We start from the raw sequence: 20,369 nt of genomic DNA, 5'->3' as shown, positions 1-20,369 counted from the left end.
AGCACTTACCGTAATTTAAGGGTGGCCAGGCCCACCAGCACCAGAATTAACGAAATGATCCAGAAACGCACAATTACCCGCGGTTCCGGCCAGCCTTTCAGTTCATAATGATGATGAATGGGAGCCATTCGAAAAATGCGCTGGCCCCGTAGTTTGTAGGAACCGACCTGCAAAATAACTGACAGGGTTTCCACCACAAACACCCCGCCCATAATAATCAGTACAATCTCCTGGCGTACCAGTACCGCCAGCACGCCCAGCGTTCCACCCAGTGCCAGCGAACCGACATCGCCCATAAACACCTGGGCCGGATAGGTATTGAACCACAAGAAACCTAAACCGGCGCCGACAATGGCGGTGCATACAATAACCAGCTCGCCGGTAAGCGGGATATACGGAATATTAAGATATTCGGCAAAATTAGTATTGCCGGTCACATAAGCAAAGATGGCCAGCGCCCCGGCCACCAATATGGTCGGCACAATGGCCAGGCCATCCAGCCCGTCGGTAAGGTTCACCGCGTTACTGGTGCCCACCAACGCAAAATACACAATCATCATGTAAGCCAGCCCTAACTGCGGGAAGACTTCTTTGAAAAATGGCACCAGCAAGGCGGTTTCAGCCGGGGAGCTGGCGCTGGCATACAAATACCCGGCCACACCAATTGCGATAGCCGACTGCCAGAAGTATTTCCAGCGGGCAATCAGGCCATTGGAGTCTTTGCGGATGACTTTGCGATAATCATCCACAAAGCCGATGATGCCGTAGCCGATGGTGACCGATAACGTGACCAGCACGTAGCGGTTGGTTAAATCTGCCCACAACAAAATGCTCACGATCACCGCCGCCAGTATTAACAGCCCTCCCATGGTGGGGGTTCCGGCTTTGGATAGATGGCTTTGCGGGCCATCATCACGGACGGTCTGGCCAATTTGCATGCGCTGCAATGCGCGAATCATTTTCGGGCCAATAAGAATAGCGATCAATAACGCCGTCAGGGTGCTTAAAATTGCGCGCATCGTCAGATACGAGAAAACATTAAATCCTGTTTCGAACTGGGTTAACCACTCAGCCAGCCAAATTAACATGCAATACGCTCCCGACGGCGCTCAAGCTTTCCCAGCGGGGATTCCTCGAGGGCCTGAACTACTCTTTCCATTTTTGAACTTCGTGATCCCTTGATTAAGATTGAAATATCACGCTGCTCGTTTTCCACCCGGCTTAGCAGATTGCTCACCAGTTTATCGACTTCATAAAAATGCTGACCCCGGACATCAAACACCGTGCTGGCACTTTGGCTTAATACGCCTAAGGTCAGCAGGTAATCGATGCCTTTTTGACGGGCATAGTCGCCAACCTGTTCATGATAATACCGTGCCTGCTCGCCCAGCTCGGCCATATCGCCAAGCACCAGCACCCTGACCCCGCTAAACGAAGACAGCGTATCAATCGCGGCATTTACTGACGCCACGTTGGCATTGTAGGTATCATCCAGCAGGCGGACCTGGTTGGTGAGTTTTTTCACATTCAACCGGCCTTTGACCTGGGCCATTTCCCGCAGACCTTCACATACATCCTCAAGCGTCGCGCCAACTTGCATCGCCAGCGCCGCAGCGACCAGGGCATTACCCACATTATGGGTACCAGGGATGGCCAGTTGCACGGCGGCGGTACCGCCGGGCGTAATCATTTGAAATTCGGCGCAGCCATCAAGTCCTAAAGAAATATCTTCAGCATAAAAATCAGCTGGTTTTTTCTGGTCCGGCGCAAAGGTCAGTACCGTCTTGTCTTTAAGTTTACCCAGCCAGAAATCAGCAAACTGACTGTCGGCATTGATAATCGCGACACCATCACTGCCCAGCCCTCTGAAAATTTCACTTTTGGCCCGTGCCACCCCAAACAGACTGCCAAAGCCTTCCAGATGCGAGGCCGCGGCATTAACAATGGTGGCCACATCCGGCTTCACCAGGTCGGTGGTATACGCGATTTCACCCAGATGGTTGGCGCCCAGCTCGAGCACCGCAAAGTCATGGCCGGCTTCAAGACGCAGCAACGATAGCGGCACCCCAATTTCGTTATTAAAATTGCCCTGGGTTGCCAGGACTTTACCGCGCCGGGATAAAATTGAGGCAGTCATTTCTTTTACGGTGGTTTTACCGCTGCTGCCGGTGATGGCGACAGTTTTAGGTGCCACCTTAGCCTTCACCGCAGCCCCCAGCAGGCCTAATGCCTCACTGGTATTATTAACGGTGATCACCGGTAAGTGGGTGGTCACCGGGGCGCTGGCAATAATGGCACTGGCGCCGCCGGCTTCGGCCTGCGCCAGAAATTTATGGCCATCGAAATTCGGCCCGGTCAGGGCGATAAAAACATCGCCTGGCGCGATATTACGGGTGTCGGTGCTTACCCCCGCTACCGTGATATCGTCGCCGTGTAACTGACCGTCCACATTCTGCGCTATCCATGACAGCGTGGTGGTTATCATGTGTTGTACTCCATCTGCAGCCGCGCAATGACGGCGCGCTCATTATACTTGTTTTTGGACTCACCAATTATCTGGTATTCCTCGTGGCCCTTGCCGGCCACGATAATCAAATCCTCTGGCTGGGCGTTATCCAGACAATAACGCACTGCCGCTTCGCGCTCTTCCACAAAGACCGCTTGCCCGGGCTGACTCAGGCCGGTGCGAATATCATCAGCAATGGCCTGGGGTGATTCGGAGCGGCTGTTGTCATTGGTGATCACAATATGATCGGCGTATTGCTCGGCAGCGGCCCCCATCAGTGGCCGTTTGCCTTTATCGCGATCGCCGCCACAGCCAAATACACACCAAACCCGGGCACGGGTATGCGCCCGGGCGCTTTGCAGTACCTTTTCCAGCGCGTCGGGGGTATGGGCATAATCCACCACCACATTGGCATGCCCGGTGAATTCGAAAACTTCCATACGCCCGTCTACCGGTTTGAGCCGTGGCAGGACCTGTATAATCCGGTCAAAGGCTTCGCCCTGAACCAAAGCTACCGACACCGCGCTGAGTATATTGCGAACATTAAAGGCGCCCAACAGCGGAATATTCACCTCATGGGTGCCCCAGCTGCTTTGCAAGGTAAACTGCACACCTGCCTGATGGTATTGAACATTGGTGGCCACACAATGGCGGTAGTGCGGCAATCGGGGTTCGTCCGGTGCCATACTCGTTAAAATCCGCTCTACGGTGGCGGGCGCGTTATCCAGCCAGTTCTGAGCTTCCGGATCATCAATGTTCACCACCAGCGACTGCAGGCCGGGCTGTCTGAGCAGCCCACGCTTGGCCGCCGCATAATTTTCCATACTGTGATGGTAATCCAGATGATCGCGGGATAGATTGGTAAACACCGCGATATCCGTTTTCACCTGACTCAACCGGCCTTGGACAATGGCATGGGACGAGGCTTCAAAAGCAACCTGACGCACTTCATGAAGCACGAAGTTTGCCAACAATGCCTGCATGGCAATCGCATCCGGGGTGGTGTTATCGGCTGGCGACGGTGTCCAGCGCGTGGAAGCACCTTCGTAGACACCACTTCCCAGGGTACCGATAGCCGCGCAGCGGGTCCCCAGCAATGAGGTGATCTGACTGATAAGCTGTACCACCGAGGTTTTACCATTGGTACCAGTAACCGCAATAGAGTCCAGCTTGGAGGCCGGGTAATCATAAAATGCCGCGGCCAGTGACGACAACATGACCGGCAGGTCAAACAGGTGGACAATCACCGTGCCGCCGCGCATTTCCATCGCCCCATGGGCTTCACTGTCTTCAGTTTGCGCCAGAATAACTTTCGCGCCCAGACTTATGGCTTGCGGAATGAATTCACGCCCGTCACGCTCATGACCTTTAAGGGCAATAAAACCATGACGGGGGGTGACCTGACGGCTGTCTATTGCCAGCCCATCTAGCCGAATGTCAGGTGCTTCGATACCAAACTTAGCTAGAAGGGGTCGGATACTTTGGGTAAACGCATTAGCTACCATGCTGGCCTCCGGTCAACCACTGGGTCGAGGTTACCTGTTTATCATCAGGGGGAATATTCAATAGTTGCAGGGCGCCGCCCATAATCGCGGAAAAGGCCGGTGCTGCAGTGTCGCCGGCATGATACAAATCACCCCCGGGCTCATTAATTAACACCACCGTTACCAGTTTAGGATCCGAGAGCGGCGCGACCCCGGCAAAAATGTTTACATATTCTTCACCATAGCCCCGGCCACGGCTTTGCGACTGGTACCGGTTTTACCGCCAATCCGATACCCGGCCACCGCCGCTTTGGTCGCGGTGCCGCCCCGCTGGACCACCGACTCCAGCATGTTCATTACCGCATTGGCATTTTTTTCACTCAGCACCCGTTCCGCTTCAGGCTTCCACCCTTTTGACTGGGGGCGTTTCACAATACTCAGGGGATGCTTGATGCCGCCGTTGGCAATGGTGGCGTACATGCGTGCCAGTTGCGCGGTAGTCACTGAAATACCATACCCAAAGGACAGGGTTGCCAGTTCAAACTTCGACCAGCGGCTGCGTTCATGGAAGATGCCGTCGCTTTCACCGGGCATATTGGTGCCGGTATCGGTCATCAGTCCCATATTGTAATACGTATCGAGCAAGAAGTTTTTCGGCACGCCTAATGCCAGCCGCGAGGTGCCCATATTACTGGAATGCTGGATAATTTCTTCAAGGGATAACTCGCCATAATTGCGATGATCCTTCACCAGGCTGCCACCAAGACGCATCCATCCCGGGTGGGTGTCCACAATATCATCGACCTCGACACTCCCAAATTCCAGAGCCGATAACACCGCCAATGGCTTCATCGCTGAGCCGGGCTCGAACGCATCGGTAATCACCCGGTTGCGCATTCGACGCGGCGATACATCGCTGCGATCATTGGAATTGAACGAAGGCGCATTGACCATGGCCAGAATTTCGCCGGTATGCACATCCGCCACAATGGCTGAGGCTGAGGTAGCCTGGTAATACAGCATGGCTTCTTTAATTTCACGGTAGGCCAGTGCCTGGATGCGCTGATCGATGGTGAGGGTCAGATTCCCCGCCGCTTCACCATCTTTGGTTTCCAGGATCTCCACCTGACGGCCTTTGGCATCCCGGCGGATTATTTTTGACCCGGCCGTACCCGTGAGCCAGTCGTCGTACAGTCGTTCGAGGCCTTCAATGCCCGTATCATCCACATTGGTGATACCAATCAACTGCGCGGTAACCTCACCATTGGGATAATAGCGCCGGCTTTCGCGACGCAGGTAAATCCCCGGAATATCAAGCTGACTGACATAATCCGCCATGGCCGGGGAAACCTGGCGTTGCAAATACACAAACCGCCGTTTGGGATTTTTTACTTTGTCTTTTAACTCGTTGACATCGCGTCCCAGAACATCGGCCAGCGCCTCCCACCGGCGGGTGCGCGACAAGCCATTTTTCTGATGGACAATTTTGGGATCGGCATAAATGGCCCGCACCGGCACACTAACCGCCAGTTCCACGCCATTTCTGTCGGCGATTAACCCGCGGTAGGTGGGCATATCCCGGGTTCGAAGGGTACGATAGTCGCCTTGTTCAATAAGATTATCCGGGGCAATCACCTGAATATACGCCGCCCGCACCGCAATCGCGGCAAACACTAACGCCACCGCCACCAACACCACCACAAAACGCCACTGCACCAGACTAGGCTTCACATTCTGGCGGGCGCCGCGGGTTTGCTTCTTTCCTTTAAGCGGTGACTTGGTCATTTTATTTTTATTACCACTTCCTGATCGGCGCTGGGCCGATGCATGTCCAGCTGTTTTTGCACCATTGCTTCAATGCGGTTGTGCTCGGTGAGCGCCCGCTGTTCCAGTACCAGGTTTCGCCACTGGACATCCAGCTCATCACGCTGTTGCATCAGACTCTCCAGCTCAATGTTTTGTTGCCGGTTGTAATGGCTGGCCAGAATCACTGCGATGCTTGAAACAATCACCATCAAATACAACAAAACCCGCAACTTGTTGCGGGCTAAATCATGAACCAGAATGCTGACCAGGCTGAAATTCGTGGCCGCCTGATGTGCATGATTGGCCGCCGGGCTCATAGCTTTTCTGCCACCCTGAGTACAGAGCTGCGCGAACGCACATTAATATTTATTTCTTCGGCACTTGGCTTGATGGCCTTGCCGATGGGCTTAAGGACTTTATCCGCGTCAATTTCAGCCTGCGTTACAGGCAGGTTATGCGGCACCACTTTGCCTTTGCTCTGATCCTTGATAAACCGTTTCACCAACCGGTCTTCCAGCGAATGAAATGAAATGACCGCCAGCCGCCCCCCGGCTTAAGCACATCCACCGCCGCTTTTAGCCCCACTCGCAACTGCTCCAGTTCAGCATTAATATAAATACGAATTCCCTGAAACGCCCGGGTGGCGGGGTGTTTGTATTTGTCTTTTACCGGTACCGCCGCATCGATAAGTTCGGCCAGCTCCAGGGTGCGGCTCAATGGCTGGGTTTCACGCCGCTCGATAATGGCATGGGCGATACGTTTGCCAAACTTTTCTTCCCCAAATTCTTTAATAACCTGAGTGATGTCCTGAAGCTCGGCGGTATTTAACCAATCGGCGGCGCTCATGCCCCGACTGGTGTCCATACGCATGTCCAATGGGCCGTCGCGTAAAAAACTAAAGCCCCGATCCGCATCATCCAACTGCGGAGAAGAAACTCCTAAATCCATCAGTACCCCGTCAATACGGCCAGCCAGGCCCTGGGCCTGCAGTTGTTCGGCGAGCGTGCCAAAGGGTTCATGAATAATGCTAAAGCGTTGGTCATCAAGCAGCGGCTGCGCCGCGGCGATAGCTTGCGGATCGCGGTCAAAGGCAATCAGACGGCCTTTATCAGACAGCTGTTCCAGTATTTTACGCGAATGACCGCCCCGGCCGAAGGTGGCGTCCACATAAATCCCGTCGGGGTCAATCGACAGCCCTTCCATGCACTCATTGAGTAACACTGAAATGTGGCTAAATTCGCTCATAGAGAAAAGTCCTGTAAGCGCTCGGTAAGTTCAAAGTTGCCTTCACGTTCAATATCCATATCCGCCTCAACCTGACGGGCCCAGATATCGGCATCCCAAATCTCAAGTTTATTGAGCTGGCCGACTAACATGATTTCTTTGTTCAGATGTGCGCGTTGACGTAAAGGAGAAGACAGCAGAAAACGTCCGTTTTTGTCCATTTCACCTTCTGTGGCATAGCCAAGCAGAAGACGTTTCAAACGACGTTCAGCAGGAATAGTACTGGAAAACTTACTGAGTTTTAGTTCAATTTCTTCCCATTCGGGAAGTGGGTAAAGTAGCAAACAACACTGCTGTGAATCGGCGGTGCAGACCAGCTGTCCGTTGCAATCATCCAACAAAGGCTGACGATATTTTGTCGGTAAAGCCAGCCTTCCCTTTGCGTCCAGATTGATTGCGTTAGCGCCGCGGAACATTCCCCTAGCCTTTTTTTGTTTTTGTTTATATTTTTCTTGTTTTATGGACGTTGGTCTGCAAAATCTTTAACTTTCGATCCACAATTCACCACATTTACCCACTGATTGACAGTTTAGGTAGGTACCTGTGTAACTGTCAAGAAAAAAACCGGGCGCGAGGCCGCGTATCTACTGGGCTAGAACTGTATTTATATACAGCTTAATTTTGAAGTGGCTGATTAATGAACAGAAAAAACCGGGGCTTCTGGCGCAGACAACAACGAATTTATTTAAAAAAAGTTAATATAAATGGCTTGAGGCCGAAAATCTGACCGCGCTCACCCGCTGCTCAGGCAGCACCTGATGGCTGACGGGTCTCGCCGGGCACAGTGATAGGCACCGAATAGCAAAGACGCAATGACCAGCATAAAAAAACCGGTTTTAGCTTCGCACTAAAACCGGTTCTTAACAGCAATCATTTAAGCTTACTGAGTAACTTCTTCTTGTGGCTGTGCTTGTTCCTGAGCATTGGCGTTGCTCAGTTGCATGGTCTGAATCGGGTTTTCTGTGTCTTTTGACAGCTCTACCAGACGGTTTAGCTGGCCCAATGACATCATTACCGCATACATGGCGCCCAAAAAGCCTGACTTATGCAGTTCAAGGACTTTTTCTTCAGGCAATTCCAGCATTTTCTTTTCATTGATGCTTAGCATGCCGGTAACATTGCGCTGCTGACCATTTTTGTACAACAAGCGGATCTGGATTTCTTCCAGCAGGTCCAGTTCCAGAACCTGTTTAACAAAGCGCTGTGTCATCATTTCACTGTTGGCTAAATCACCCAGAAATTGCTGGCGATTTTGCAGGTATTCCGACGGCTCACCGGTTTCAGTGAACAAAGGCTGACCTTCATCACCCAGCAGCTCGCTGTTTTCATCGATATAGACGCCCAGCTTATCACCGTCAGGACGCACATCGAATGGATAGCGCAGTACATTCATGGGTACATGCGGGCCCTTCCAGCGGTCAGTGGCCAAAAACAGGTTCTGATTTTGTTCCATGCCCAGCATTGCCACTACATGATGACGATCCGCTTTTGGATCTTTAATAAACACGATAGGCATTGAGGAAGCCAGTTGCGCAAATTCTTTAATCGACGCGGCGGCCAGGTGAGTATTCTTTGCAAAGGCAAATGTGTTATTCACCGCTACTTTTGAGTCTTTATGTTTTTCTTTATCTAGCGGGATGTAATTAATAGCCATAATCTAATTCTCGTAACAGTTAGGGGTGGTAATGAATACATGGACCAGAAGACAACGCCATTTAGCGGGTTGTTTCACGCGTTCCACGCGTCAAAGCGGCCTTGTCTGCCAGGCTTTAATGCGGGTGAAAAGTATTACCACGATATTTACTTCAACAAACGCCCTGCCCTGTTGCACGTTCTTGCGCGTGCTCCTAAACAGCAGGGAGTGGGGGGCAGTATCCCGTATTTACGGGCGTAAGTCACGCGCAAGCACCATATCAAGTTTTAAGTTTTTATGACAACCGATTAACAGGTTTTTTTAACCGATAAGCGAACTGGTATCCCCGCCGCGGCCATGGCACACTGAGTACAAATTGCTCTGCCTAACCAAAGCAGAAAAATAACTAGTTGAATTTCGTACGAAAAGGAATCCTTGCTTTATGTTTGCAAAATCGTCTTTGCGCGCCGCCTTGTTCTGTGGTCTAACCGGTACTGTGGGCCTGTCGTCGGCTGTGGCCGACGTCTCTGAGCAAGCAACCAGGCTTGCCCAACAAAATATTATTGTCGATGGCCATATTGATGTGCCCTACCGCATCCACGATACCTGGGCGGATGTGACCCAGGCTACTGCCGATGGCGATTTTGATTATCCCAGGGCAAAACAAGGCGGCTTAAATGCGCCCTTTATGTCTATTTACGTACCTGCGTCACTGGATAACTCTGCCGAATCCACCCAATTGGCGCACCGGCTGATTGATTCTGTGGAAGCCATTGTTTATCGCGCTCCGGACAAATTTGCCATCGCCACCAGCGCCGCCCAGGTTAAACAACAGTTTGAAAAAGGCCTGATTTCCCTGCCTATGGGCATGGAAAACGGCTCACCTATACAGGGTGACATCAACAACCTGAAGACCTTCTATGAGCGCGGGATTCGGTACATTACTCTGGCGCATTCCCAAGCCAATCACATTAGCGACTCGTCGTACGACTTACGCCGGAAGTGGAAAGGCCTGAGCCCGTTTGGTAAAAAGCTGATTGCTGAAATGAACAATATCGGCATGCTTATCGATATTTCTCATGTCTCGGATGACGCGTTTTATCAGGTGATCGAGCTTACCGAAGCACCGGTTATTGCCTCTCACTCCTCTTTGCGTCATTTCACCCCCGGGTTCGAGCGCAATATGAGCGACGAGATGCTTAAAAAGCTGGGTGAGAACGGCGGCATTGTGATGATCAATTTTGGTTCCGGGTTTGTGACCAAAGAAGCCCGGAAGTGGCGCGATGGTCTGAGCAAGTACACCCGTAAGCTCGTCAAAGAGCATGGTAAAGACAGTGCGCAGGTACGCAATGCTGAAACTTCTTACCGTGAACAGCAGCCCTACCCCTATTCAAGCCTTTCGCAAGTGCTTGACCATATTGATTACGTGGTCAAACTGATTGGTGTTGAGCATGTGGGGATTGGCTCTGACTATGATGGTGTAGGCGATACCCTGCCCACCGGCCTTAAAGATGTGGCTGATTTTCCGAACCTGGTTCAGGGGCTCTTGGATCGGGGCTACAGCGAGGCCGATATCACTAACATTCTGGGCCGCAACTTTTTGCGGGTGTGGGAAGAGGTGGAACAATACGCCAGCCAGCAATAACCCATGGCGGCATAAGAGCGGCTCAGCCGCCTGACGTTACTAACAGCCTGTGCGGGCCACAGCCCCGCCCAGGCTTTTTATGGTTTATTTACCAGTAGCCTGTTTGAAGTCATCATAACTGATATACGGCCGCGGCCGGTTGCTGTCCTGCAGCCCTGGCGTAATCTCAGTATGGGCACTGACAAAGGCTTCAAGCATAAATATCATCTGGCGGTACAAAGGATTGGCTTTAGGCACCGCACAGCGCTCCTGAACATTGACCATCTTCGTTTTAAAATGCATGTCGGCCACCAGCTTACGATTCAGCGGTAAGTCGGCATGACACAAATCATAGTCTTTATCTATTTCGAAAAAAGTATTGGTGTCATCTGCATATTCCAGCAACCGCTTGACCCCTTTAATCGGGGTGGTGTTATCCGCCTGCGAATGAGCGGCAAAGACCGGCACCTGTATACGCTGCCCTTCCTCCAGCCGGGTGCGGATAGACCTGATGATATCCATCAGCTCTAATCCTGCGAAGCCAGCGACCGCCGGGTATTTGTAGGGGTTGGGGCCGTGGCTTTCATAGTCGCCATCGATAAGTTTTGCCAGAGTTTTGATACCCCAGATTTTATGCATGGTTTCGGCATTATCGGTTAGCGCCAGCGCTCCTGAAAATAACATCAGCCCGGCAATATCCTCAGGTGCATCCAGATAATGGTCGACCGCCAGCGCCCCGCCGGTAGAAAAACCACCGATAAAAAAGCGCTCACCCAGCGGCTGGCTCACGGCCATGATGTCTTCAACATGCTGCTGCCAGCGCTCGGCCAGTTGTTTATCTTTCATTGCCGCGTCCGCCTCGCGCAATCCATGCCCGGGTAGCAGCGGGACCACCACGGTAAAGCCGCGATCATGTAATACCGCGGCAAGGGCCCGCATAAAATAGGGAGAATCGCTCAGGCCGTGGAACAACACCGCCACATTTTTTGTGGGCTTACCATGATGCAGAATAAACGGGCCGTTGCCTTCATTACGCAGGGCTTCTGCACACACCCGATACTGATTGACGGCGCCCTCGCGACAACGGCTGGTCGCATTGAGCTCTGTCTGATACAGCTGACTGAATGCCGTGAAGACTTGTTGCATTGAGGCCACCGCGGTGCTGGTTGAACATGTTAGCAGCAGGCCGGTGAAAAATAGGGACCATCTCAAACGGAACTCTCCGATTACATTGTACAAATCGATTATGCATTATTTTAGCACGTGCGCTTGGGCAAAAAACCGCTATTGCCAATTTAGGCATTGTCCCTGCTTGTATGCTGGCTTATATCTTTGCCCTTCCCGCCATTCCTGCCCGCTGGCTTTATTGGGCTATGCTGAATTACAAAGGTACCCCTGGCGGGTGCAGTAAAACAGACGAAAAAGGCAAAGCGAGGCGAAAGCACGTGACGCAAAGCCACCGGTCTTTCCTGCTAAAGGTATCACTTTTAACAGATGACAGCGGGGCTACCGAAGCTGTCTGATAGTATTAATCAGACTGATTTGCTTTTTCTGTCGGCCATTCCAGCATCCGAAACGCCTGGTTGAGGTGCTGGTAATTCCATACGGGTAAGGACTGACATCATGATTATTTTAGTCGGCGGCGAGAAAGGCGGCAGCGGCAAAAGCTGCTTAGCCCAGAACATCGCGGTATATCTTCGAAATGAAAAGCAGGTCAGCGTGTTGATGGTCGACTGTGACCCGCAACGGACCACCTCAGACTGGATCCAGGAACGTAACGCCAATGAGGAATTACCGGCCATCAACTGTGTGCAGTTGTATGGTAAAATTCGTAATGATTTGCTGAGTTTACGTCAGCATTATGAGTATGTGGTAATAGATTGCGGCGGCCAGGATAACCTGGCCCTGCGCTCGTCGATGGCGGTGGCCGATCATATTCTTATTCCGCTGCGTCCTAAACGTCGTGATTTGAAAACCGTGCCTCATATGGAAGATATTCTGTCGACCTGCAAAATGGTAAACCCTCGTATGAATGCGGCCTTTGTCATCACCCAATGCCCATCGTTACCCTCACTGGCCAGCCGTATCCTGGAAGCAAAAGAGGTTTGTCGGTCGTTCGAAGTACCGGTGCTGGACTCGGTTACCTTTAGCCGTAACATGTATGATGATTCGGAAGAGTCCGGTATGTCGGTCATGGAAAGTGAGCCAAAAGGAAAAGCCGCTATCGAGATACGCAGTATCATCGAAGAGCTTCTGGCCCGGGAACAGGGAGAAAGCTATGAGTCTTTCCAGTCTCAAAAAATCCAAGCCGTCAGTTAAGGCCACGCCGGTAAGCGTGGATACCTTTATCGAGCAGGCGATTGACTATGCACGTGGCGAAGGCGTGGCGACAGTGGTTCGGCTCCCGGAAAAACAGGAAGCTGGCACCACCAAACCGATGCGCCGGGCTACCTTCACTCTCAGTGAACATGCCATTGAAAAGCTGACGGCGCTGAGCGAACAAACTGGGATCCCCCGCTCAAAACTTATCAGGATCTGGGTGGAGCAAGCAAACCTCGTCCCCTTTCTGGTGTGCTGTTAAAGCAATCTTGTTGCTAGCAAAAAAAGCGTGAATTACGACTAGTCAGTAATCCTTTGACCTCACCTTTTTTTATTAGCTTTTGTGCATACAATAAGGTAAAACAGTAGAAACGCGTAACCAGGATGTGGGTATGATGCATTATGTACGTCTGCTTGTTATGGCGTTGCTACTGGTGACAGGTTGCGGGGCTAGTTTGGCATCGCCCAGCCAGTTTTTGTCGTGTTCGCCGGCCATCTGCCAGCAGCTTGAACAGCTCTCACTGGACTTTGACCAAGGGCTGGCTGATGTTACCCACAAAAACCTGGCAAAGCTTATTGCCACCTTAAATCCTTCCAATAACCCCGACGATTTAGTGTCTGCGCATTTTTATAAAGGCCATTTTGCCCGCTCACAAAGCGCCTACGATGACGCGCTTCAGGCCTTTGAGACCGCGCTGCATCATTGTCAGCAACCGCGCCAGATCGCTTCAAAGGCGTTCATTTTGGGGGAGATGGCAAAGGTCTACCGCTTCCAGGGAAATTTACAGGCGGCGTTGGAGCATGCCTATCAGGCACTACAGCTTTATCAGCAACACCATCATTTAAGCGGTGTCGCGTGGCAGCAGGTAACGGTGGGCAGTATTCTGGTGGCCCGGGGCCAATACGAACCGGCACTGGCGGTACTCCAACAGGTGGCTAAAAACAGTCATCAGTATGAAGATGCTGAGCTTACCGGGCAGGTGTTTTATTACATCGGGGTGGCGTACCTGCAACTGCAGCAGCTGGAGCTGGCGGGCCAGTACCTGGATGACGCACTGGAATATTTTGATAGCGCCGGCACCGCCTTCTATGTGGCTTCAAGTTATTTTAGCCTGGGGGAGCTCAATTTACAGCGCAGCGATACTACCCAGGCCCGAACACAGCTCAACAAAGCCTTAGGTTTATTTGCCGAGATCAACGCGCCTGTGATGCTGCATAAGGCGCAAAGCCTACTGGGCCTGATTGAAATAACCGCGGGCGAGGCCGATGTTGGTCAGGCGCATCTGAACACCGCCATGGCGTTTGCCCGACAGCACTCGGCGACAAAACTTGAAGCTTACCTTCATCTTTACATGGCCCGGGGCCTGCGTCTGGCAAACCAGCCAGAACAAGCATTTGAGCATGTACTTCAGGGAGAGCAGATGGCCATAAGCCAGCAACGCGCCGGTCTGCACACCGAATTTTTAAAACTTAAAGCCCAGCTGCTGTTTGAACAGCAAGACTATCAACAAGCCTATGAAGCGCAGCAGCAAAGCTATGCCATGACGGCTTCACTGGCCAATCAGGCACGACTGATGCCTATTATTCAGCAAAGCGCGTTGTTACAGGTACAGCGTCAGGCCCAGTCTATTGAACTGTTGGAGCATAGCAATGCCGCCGAGCTGGCACAGGCCGAGCAACGGAATTTGCGCAATATGCTGATTTTAGGTTCGGTTATTACCCTGATGTTGTTGCTGTTTTTATTATTTAGCCGCTACGCCCATTATCGTCAGAATATGTGGCTGCGCCAGCAAGTTCGGGCCAGAACAATTGAGCTGGAGTCAAAAAATCAACAGTTGCAGGAAGCCTTTAAGTCGCTGGAACAAGCTAGCCTGCGGGATCCACTTACCGGTTTATACAATCGCTACTATCTGGATACCCGGCTGCCCGGTGAGTTTCGGCGTGCTCAGCATGCGTGCGCTCAGGCGGCCGAAAACAACACCCGTGCTGACACCGATTTGTTGTGTTTTCTAATGGATATCGACAATTTCAAACAAATCAACGATGAGTATGGCCACTTATCGGGGGACCGGGTGCTGGTGCAATTTTCCACTCTAATTCAGGAAGTATTTCGGGATACCGATTTGCAGATCCGCTGGGGAGGCGAGGAATTTCTGGTCATTTGCCGGCATGCGAACCGGGCCAGTACCGAAGAGCTGGCCGAACGCTTTCGGCAAACAGTGGCCGCCCATGTGTTTATCCTGGCCGACGCCCGGCCTTTGCGGGTAACCTGTTGTATCGGCTTTAGTGTCCTGCCCCTGGACCCTCACGGGCCGTTTAATACTTCCTGGTCAATGACCTTTGCGTTGATTGATTATTGCCTGTACGCGGCAAAATTGTCTGGTAAGAACTGTTGGGTCGGTGTCCGTGAGGCCAGTGAACAGCAAGCCGGTGATACGGACCAGCCTGGCACCGCAGCGGCCTCGGTATTATCCGAAAAGTTCAATCTTGCGCAGATCAAACTCGCAACGTCGCTAAACAATATTGCCAGTATTCAATGGCCCGAAGATACCTGAAAAAAAACCGGCTTATACGCCGGTTTTGATGTCTTCCATATGATATTTGTCTATCAGTGAATACAGCGTAGGCCGGGTTACCCCAGCAGTTCAGCAGTCTTAGACATATTTTTATCGGCGGTTAAGTAGGCCCGGCGAATGGCCCGGCTTTCTGCCAGTTCCCGGACTTCACGAAGATTCAATGTCTCGGTTTCAGCCGGTTTGTCCGGGGCCATCAGACCTAAATCTTCAGCCTGGACCACCTGACCTTCGGCCATAATGACTGCCGACTTCAGTTTATTCTGAAGCTCGCGAATATTGCCCGGCCAGCGATGCGCCAGTAATGCCTGAATCGCGCCTTCTGAAAAGCTTTTGGCTTTGGCGCCAAACTCTTCGCGATACTGACTTAAAAAGGTTCGGGCCAGCAGAATGATGTCCTGATCCCGGTCACGCAGAGGCGGAATGACAATCGGGATCTCACCGATGCGGTAGTACAAGTCTTCCCGAAAACTTTCTTCGGCCACCATCGTCTGCAGATCCCGGTGCGTGGCACAGATAACCCGTATATCGACTGAAATTTCACTGCGCCCGCCGACCCGCTCAATGATCCGCTCTTGTAAGAAACGCAGCATTTTGGCCTGTAACCCCAGCGGCATATCGCCTATTTCATCCAGAAACAGAGTGCCACCCTGGGCGGTTTCAATTTTTCCTAACGTGGTTTTATTGGCCCCGGTGAACGCGCCTTTTTCGTAACCAAACAGCTCGCTTTCAAGCAGGTTTTCAGGAATAGAGGCACAGTTAATGGCCACAAAAGGCTTGTCTTTACGCGGGCTGTGCTCGTGAATACTGCGCGCAAACACTTCTTTACCGGTGCCACTTTCGCCCAGCAACAGGGTGCTGATGTCGGTGCCGGCAATTTTTTCGGCGCGGCGTACCACGGTCTGAATCGCATCGCTGTTACCGATAATCCGGCCCATGCCCGGGCGGGTTTTCGCCAGTATACGATTTTCATCTTCCAGCTTCGCCAGGTTCGCCGCCCGGTTAACCAACAGTTTAATCGTATCGGAGTCGATGGGCTTTTGATAAAAATCGTAAGCGCCCAGCTCAATGGCTTTTAGCGCATTTTCTTTGTCGTTGTTACCGGTCACCACAATAACTTTGGTGCGCGGGGCCAGCGCAATAATTTCTTCCAGCGTAGCCAGACCTTCTGAGGCATTCGCCGGGTCCGGCGGCAGTCCCAAATCAAGGGTCACCACTTTTGGCTCGTGGCGCCGCAACTGAGCAATGGTGGAACTACGATCATCGGCAAAGACCACCGTGTAATCCGTAAAACTCCACTTCAACTGTTTTTGGATCCCCAAATCGTCATCGACAACTAGTATGGTATCCGTCATGTGCTGGTTATCCTGTATAAATTGGTTGTTTCAATCGATGGCTTAGTCAAGGGGAAAGGCCAGCGTAAAACAACTGCCTTTGCCGACTTCACTATGTACTGTTAAATAGCCTTCAACAGACTCCATATAATGTTTTGCATCATAAGCGCCGATGCCCATGCCAGCATTGCCTTTGGTCGTATCAAACGGCTTGAAGAGACGCTGCTCAATGAAGGCTTTATCCATACCGGTGCCATTGTCTTCAATCAGCACCAGCTGTTGCTGTTCGGCTTCATCCACCCGTAAACGCACGGTTATTTGTCCCTCATCCGCCGTAGCCTGCTGCGCATTACTGACCAGATGATAAATAACATTGGAAAATTTTTCGGCATCGACCACCACGCTACGCTCTTCTTCACAGATAAGCTGTGGCACAGGCAGTAGATTATGACACCGATTCTCCAGAACATGCTGTATTACCGGTGATAACAGCTGTGCCTGATCAATACCTTTATCCTCCACATTTTTTTCGGTCAGCTGGCGTAGCATCTTATCCATTCTGGCCTTGGTGTAATGTAAGGTTTCAAAGGTATCTTCAATAAATTCGGGATTATGCTTGTGTTGTTCAGCATTGCATAAAATCAGATCCACCTGGGCCATCACATTTTTAAGATCGTGCAAAACAAACGCCGACATGCGATTAAACGCCGCAAACTGCGCATTTTCAGCCACCGCATTGGCCGCCTCGCTGTGCAATATATAGGTGGCGACCTGCTCACTGACCGCATGCAGATAGTCACGAACCTCCCAGTTCAGTGAGACGCTGTCGCCTGAGTTGTGCAACAGCGCAAAGCCCCAGACTTTCTCCTGATTGAACAAGGGCACCACTAATTCGAAGTTCACCGCTTTTACGGTTTCCCGGTCCAGCTGCAAGCCCTCGTACTTAAAAGGATTGACCTGGTATTCGGGTAAGTCGATAAGCCAGTTGGTGCTGGCGCAAAACGGGATCAACTGACGTAATACCGTACGTTCAGCTTCATTAAACTCGACATACCCACACTCGCTGACCAGCTCAACATTATTGCCGACAATTTTGGCCAGCACCCCGCTGTCATAATTGATGGCCTCGCAGGTCCCTTTGAGCGCATGGGTGTACACCTCATGCATGCCGTTGGTTTGTGAAGTAAGGGCTTTGGTTAGCTTTACCCACTCTACCCGGTAGTCGAATTGATTGGCAAAAAAGTGTTTAGTGATAAACACTTTGGTGCGGTTACGCAGACTGTTTGAGGTTATCACCGCGGCCAGTAAGGTTAGCGATAGCCCCAGCGTGATAATCTGAAATGTGGTGCCCCAGTTGCCACCATAATAATTGACCGCGTAGCCGGCCATAGCCACCACAAACAAAAAGCCACCGGCCACCAGCATAATAGAGCTGTGTAACACCACCTGGCGGGAGATAAATATATCTACCCCCAGTGCTTGATACGGCGAATTGCGATAACTAAAAAAGGCAGAATCAGGAAATAGAAATAACCACGGGCGGCAATAAACCCGGGATCCACAATATTCACCATGGTGGCATTCACATAGGTGACAAATTCAAACAAATGCACCGCGCCCAGCGAAATCACCAGAGGCTTATACGCCCAGCGATCTTTATCAACCTGGCGGTACAACACTTCCAGCAGCAACAACACTTCCAGTGACAAAATCGTCATCATCAGAAAGTGGGTCGACAGCTGGAACCGGTAAAACCAGGGGCAATCAGCGTGACCAGCCCTGGCAATAAAATGACCATGGTTACGGGGCGGCGCAGTACATCCCAAATGGTGGCGAAGTCGTTTCTTAAACAACTGGCCAGAAACAGTAGCCAGACCAGCAACTTGGTGACATCGGCCGTCAGCAGATAGTACAGACTCACCGGGCCGGTCAGATAGGTAATATAGCCCACCGACCAGCCAAAGCTGACCAGGGTGGCCAACATCAGCAGATATTTGGCCAGCCCGGCCTTACGCACCGTGAACAATAACAACAACAAGCCCAAATGCCCCAGTGCGCTCAGGCTATAACCAATATCTGCCAGCATTATCTTCCCTAATTATTGTCGTTTTACTTCAACGCTTAACGCTTTTGCAATACCAGGCTACCGATAGAATAACCGGCTCCAAATGAACATAAGACACCGTAATCGCCCTGGTGCAGATCTTTATGATTCAGACCAAAGGCAATCACCGAGCCTGCAGACGCGGTATTGGCGTATTCATCCAGCACAATTGGCGCTTCCTGAGCACTGGCTTCACGTCCCAGCAGCCGCTTGCAGATAAGTGTATTCATATTGATGTTCGCCTGATGCAGCCACCAGCGGGTCACATCCGCCGGCGTCAGCGAGTGACGCGCCAGATGCTGCTCAATGTGGTCCGCTGCCAGCGGGCAAACTTCTTTAAACACTTTGCGGCCGGCCTGATGAAATAATTTATCCGGGCCGTACGGGTCGACATCATTGGCGCGGCTCATATAGCTAAAGTTCGAACGAATATTGTTTGAATATTTTGTCAGCGCCTGGGTGCTCAGCACATTATAGACATGTTCAGCGGTCGCGGTCTCGGCGGTTTCAAGCACCGTGGCGGTAGCCACATCACCAAAAATAAAGTGACTGTCCCGATCGGTGTAATTAATCTGGGGCGAGACCAGTTCAGGATTTATGACCAATACGCATTTGGCATTGCCTGCAGCAATCATTTCATAGGCGCGATGCATCCCGAATGTGGCCGCCGAACAGGCCACCAGCATGTCAAAGCCAAAGCCTTCGATGCCAAGCTGTTTCTGTACTTCAATGGCGATGGCAGGATAAGAGCGCTGCGTGTAGGCGCACGACACAATAACCGCATCCACGTCGCTGGCTTGTTTATTTGCCTCTGCCAGCGCTTTTTTGGCTGCATGCAGTGCAATTTCCGCCTGATCAGACAGCTCAGTTTCCGCCCGCTCAGGAATACTGGGGCGCATTCTTTGCACATCTAACGCCCCGTCTTTGCAGTAGATATAACGCTGTTTGATACCCGACGCTTTTTCAATAAATTCCGCACTGGAATGGGGTTTGGCAGCGACATCTCCGGCGTCAATGTCAGCCTGATGTTCTTTGTTAAAGGCATCAGCATACGCATTATAGCTTGCCACGAGCTCTTCATTGGTGATTGTGAATTCAGGGTTCCAGACGCCTACACCACTCACTACAATTTGTTGGGCCATTGTTATCTCTTTGGTTAGTCAGTTAAGGGTTTCCGGTGCTCTGTCTATTTTACAGGGAGTCATAATGCCCCCGGCAGGCCGGCGCTACTAACATGAATTATATACCGGTGTAGCTTACCGTGTTATACCAGCCTTGTCATGAGACAAAAGTCCGGCCTGCGGGCCTGTCCGCCTCGAAGCTGGCAGCCTTGCAGCAGCCGGAAGACAAGCATCTCACCTGATTTTAAGGTTATCGATTTATAACTATAGAGGTTTGGGTATACTAAATACTGGCGTCAAACCATGCGCTCAAATCTGACCAAAGTAGTCCGGCTGGTCAAATCCTCAGCGCTTTAACTATTTCGGCACGAACCGGGTTTGAAAATTTTTTTCTCTTCCAAACATCTGATTCGGCCTCGCTCCCGTTAACAGTTTAAACCGGTATTAGATCACCGCGGTTGGCTGGCTTGATCCCAGCGCTAACGTATTATTTATAAAGCTGATTCAGCATCATAGGTAATTATCTTGGCGTGACCCGGCCGGAAGCAGTACACTGATTTAATGCCATACCCTGTGATGTG

General features: G+C 51.5%; 12 protein-coding genes, 4 pseudogenes and 1 riboswitch. Of the genes and pseudogenes, 4 read left to right on the top strand and 12 right to left on the bottom strand.

Translation table 11 applies throughout. The features are described from left to right. Positions 1 to 5 precede the first annotated feature (5 nt). The 8 genes and pseudogenes from mraY to IT774_RS03500 form a co-directional block, all read right to left on the bottom strand. Positions 6 to 1,088: a phospho-N-acetylmuramoyl-pentapeptide-transferase gene (mraY, locus tag IT774_RS03535; RefSeq protein ID WP_195811361.1), complete on the bottom strand. Its 1,083-nt coding sequence runs from the start codon at positions 1,086 to 1,088 to the stop codon at positions 6 to 8. Next, entirely contained in the window at positions 1,082 to 2,485 is a 1,404-nt protein-coding gene (locus IT774_RS03530; RefSeq protein ID WP_195811360.1) for a UDP-N-acetylmuramoyl-tripeptide--D-alanyl-D-alanine ligase, read from the bottom strand. The genes mraY and IT774_RS03530 overlap by 7 nt, the downstream gene beginning before the upstream one ends. Then, positions 2,482 to 4,011: a UDP-N-acetylmuramoyl-L-alanyl-D-glutamate--2,6-diaminopimelate ligase gene (locus tag IT774_RS03525; RefSeq protein WP_195811359.1), complete on the bottom strand. Its 1,530-nt coding sequence runs from the start codon at positions 4,009 to 4,011 to the stop codon at positions 2,482 to 2,484. The genes IT774_RS03530 and IT774_RS03525 overlap by 4 nt, the downstream gene beginning before the upstream one ends. Further along, a pseudogene (locus tag IT774_RS03520) lies at positions 4,001 to 5,775 on the bottom strand (penicillin-binding transpeptidase domain-containing protein). Before IT774_RS03520 ends, IT774_RS03525 begins: the two are co-directional and overlap by 11 nt. Then, the gene (gene ftsL / locus IT774_RS03515; RefSeq protein WP_195811358.1) at positions 5,772 to 6,113 is read right to left on the bottom strand and encodes a cell division protein FtsL; all 342 of its coding nucleotides are present in this window, start codon (positions 6,111 to 6,113) and stop codon (positions 5,772 to 5,774) included. The pseudogene IT774_RS03520 and the gene ftsL overlap by 4 nt, the downstream one beginning before the upstream one ends. Beyond that, positions 6,110 to 7,041: pseudogene (gene rsmH / locus IT774_RS03510) on the bottom strand (16S rRNA (cytosine(1402)-N(4))-methyltransferase RsmH). The gene ftsL and the pseudogene rsmH overlap by 4 nt, the downstream one beginning before the upstream one ends. Further along, the gene (gene mraZ / locus IT774_RS03505) at positions 7,038 to 7,496 is read right to left on the bottom strand and encodes a division/cell wall cluster transcriptional repressor MraZ (RefSeq protein ID WP_195811357.1); all 459 of its coding nucleotides are present in this window, start codon (positions 7,494 to 7,496) and stop codon (positions 7,038 to 7,040) included. Before mraZ ends, rsmH begins: the two are co-directional and overlap by 4 nt. Before the next feature lie 464 nt (positions 7,497 to 7,960). Next, entirely contained in the window at positions 7,961 to 8,734 is a 774-nt protein-coding gene (locus IT774_RS03500) for a SapC family protein (protein ID WP_195811356.1), read from the bottom strand. Between the two features lie 421 nt (positions 8,735 to 9,155). On the opposite strand from IT774_RS03500, the gene IT774_RS03495 reads away from it, so the two are divergent. Further along, positions 9,156 to 10,358 carry a dipeptidase gene (locus tag IT774_RS03495; protein WP_195811355.1) on the top strand — a complete coding sequence of 401 codons (1,203 nt, stop codon included), beginning with the start codon at positions 9,156 to 9,158 and terminating at the stop codon, positions 10,356 to 10,358. 84 nt (positions 10,359 to 10,442) lie between these two features. Here IT774_RS03495 and IT774_RS03490 read toward each other — a convergent pair whose 3' ends face one another. After that, the gene (locus tag IT774_RS03490) at positions 10,443 to 11,483 is read right to left on the bottom strand and encodes an alpha/beta hydrolase (RefSeq protein ID WP_195811354.1); all 1,041 of its coding nucleotides are present in this window, start codon (positions 11,481 to 11,483) and stop codon (positions 10,443 to 10,445) included. 268 nt (positions 11,484 to 11,751) lie between these two features. Beyond that, a riboswitch (cyclic di-GMP riboswitch) is annotated at positions 11,752 to 11,851 on the top strand. A gap of 109 nt (positions 11,852 to 11,960) precedes the next feature. Here IT774_RS03490 and IT774_RS03485 point away from each other — a divergent pair. The 3 genes from IT774_RS03485 (at position 11,961) to IT774_RS03475 (ending at position 15,211) form a co-directional block, all read left to right on the top strand. Further along, positions 11,961 to 12,656, top strand: a complete 696-nt coding sequence (locus tag IT774_RS03485) for an AAA family ATPase (protein WP_195811353.1) — start codon at positions 11,961 to 11,963, stop codon at positions 12,654 to 12,656. Further along, positions 12,616 to 12,918, top strand: coding sequence for a ribbon-helix-helix domain-containing protein (locus tag IT774_RS03480; protein ID WP_195811352.1), 303 nt, complete (start codon positions 12,616 to 12,618; stop codon positions 12,916 to 12,918). The genes IT774_RS03485 and IT774_RS03480 overlap by 41 nt, the downstream gene beginning before the upstream one ends. A 130-nt stretch (positions 12,919 to 13,048) precedes the next feature. After that, positions 13,049 to 15,211 (top strand): tetratricopeptide repeat-containing diguanylate cyclase, encoded by a 2,163-nt coding sequence (locus IT774_RS03475; protein WP_195811351.1) that lies wholly within the window; start codon positions 13,049 to 13,051, stop codon positions 15,209 to 15,211. Positions 15,212 to 15,223: 12 nt separating this feature from the next. On the opposite strand, the pseudogene prsR reads toward IT774_RS03475, so the two are convergent. The 3 genes and pseudogenes from prsR to IT774_RS03460 form a co-directional block, all read right to left on the bottom strand. Continuing rightward, a pseudogene (prsR, locus tag IT774_RS03470) lies at positions 15,224 to 16,584 on the bottom strand (PEP-CTERM-box response regulator transcription factor). A 42-nt stretch (positions 16,585 to 16,626) separates the two neighbouring features. Then, positions 16,627 to 18,649: pseudogene (gene prsK, locus IT774_RS03465) on the bottom strand (XrtA/PEP-CTERM system histidine kinase PrsK). Positions 18,650 to 18,684: 35 nt separating this feature from the next. Further along, complete coding sequence (locus tag IT774_RS03460; protein WP_195811350.1) at positions 18,685 to 19,809, bottom strand: beta-ketoacyl-ACP synthase III; 1,125 nt, start codon at positions 19,807 to 19,809, stop codon at positions 18,685 to 18,687. Positions 19,810 to 20,369 lie beyond the last annotated feature (560 nt).

Source organism: Salinimonas marina (genome assembly GCF_015644725.1).
GTDB lineage: Bacteria > Pseudomonadota > Gammaproteobacteria > Enterobacterales > Alteromonadaceae > Alteromonas.
Note: the sequence above shows the minus strand (reverse complement) of the source record. Positions and strands in the feature narration are given on the sequence as shown.

What these genes read in the sequence shown, in the direction of transcription:
- IT774_RS03485 (WP_195811353.1), top strand. Translation starts at nt 11,961, where the DNA reads ATGATTATTTTAGTCGGCGGCGAGAAAGGCGGCAGCGGCAAAAGCTGC.
- IT774_RS03500 (WP_195811356.1), bottom strand. Translation starts at nt 8,734, where the DNA reads ATGGCTATTAATTACATCCCGCTAGATAAAGAAAAACATAAAGACTCA.
- IT774_RS03495 (WP_195811355.1), top strand. Translation starts at nt 9,156, where the DNA reads ATGTTTGCAAAATCGTCTTTGCGCGCCGCCTTGTTCTGTGGTCTAACC.
- IT774_RS03530 (WP_195811360.1), bottom strand. Translation starts at nt 2,485, where the DNA reads ATGATAACCACCACGCTGTCATGGATAGCGCAGAATGTGGACGGTCAG.
- IT774_RS03460 (WP_195811350.1), bottom strand. Translation starts at nt 19,809, where the DNA reads ATGGCCCAACAAATTGTAGTGAGTGGTGTAGGCGTCTGGAACCCTGAA.
- mraZ (WP_195811357.1), bottom strand. Translation starts at nt 7,496, where the DNA reads ATGTTCCGCGGCGCTAACGCAATCAATCTGGACGCAAAGGGAAGGCTG.
- mraY (WP_195811361.1), bottom strand. Translation starts at nt 1,088, where the DNA reads ATGTTAATTTGGCTGGCTGAGTGGTTAACCCAGTTCGAAACAGGATTT.
- IT774_RS03480 (WP_195811352.1), top strand. Translation starts at nt 12,616, where the DNA reads ATGAGTCTTTCCAGTCTCAAAAAATCCAAGCCGTCAGTTAAGGCCACG.
- IT774_RS03475 (WP_195811351.1), top strand. Translation starts at nt 13,049, where the DNA reads ATGATGCATTATGTACGTCTGCTTGTTATGGCGTTGCTACTGGTGACA.
- ftsL (WP_195811358.1), bottom strand. Translation starts at nt 6,113, where the DNA reads ATGAGCCCGGCGGCCAATCATGCACATCAGGCGGCCACGAATTTCAGC.
- IT774_RS03525 (WP_195811359.1), bottom strand. Translation starts at nt 4,011, where the DNA reads ATGGTAGCTAATGCGTTTACCCAAAGTATCCGACCCCTTCTAGCTAAG.
- IT774_RS03490 (WP_195811354.1), bottom strand. Translation starts at nt 11,483, where the DNA reads ATGCAACAAGTCTTCACGGCATTCAGTCAGCTGTATCAGACAGAGCTC.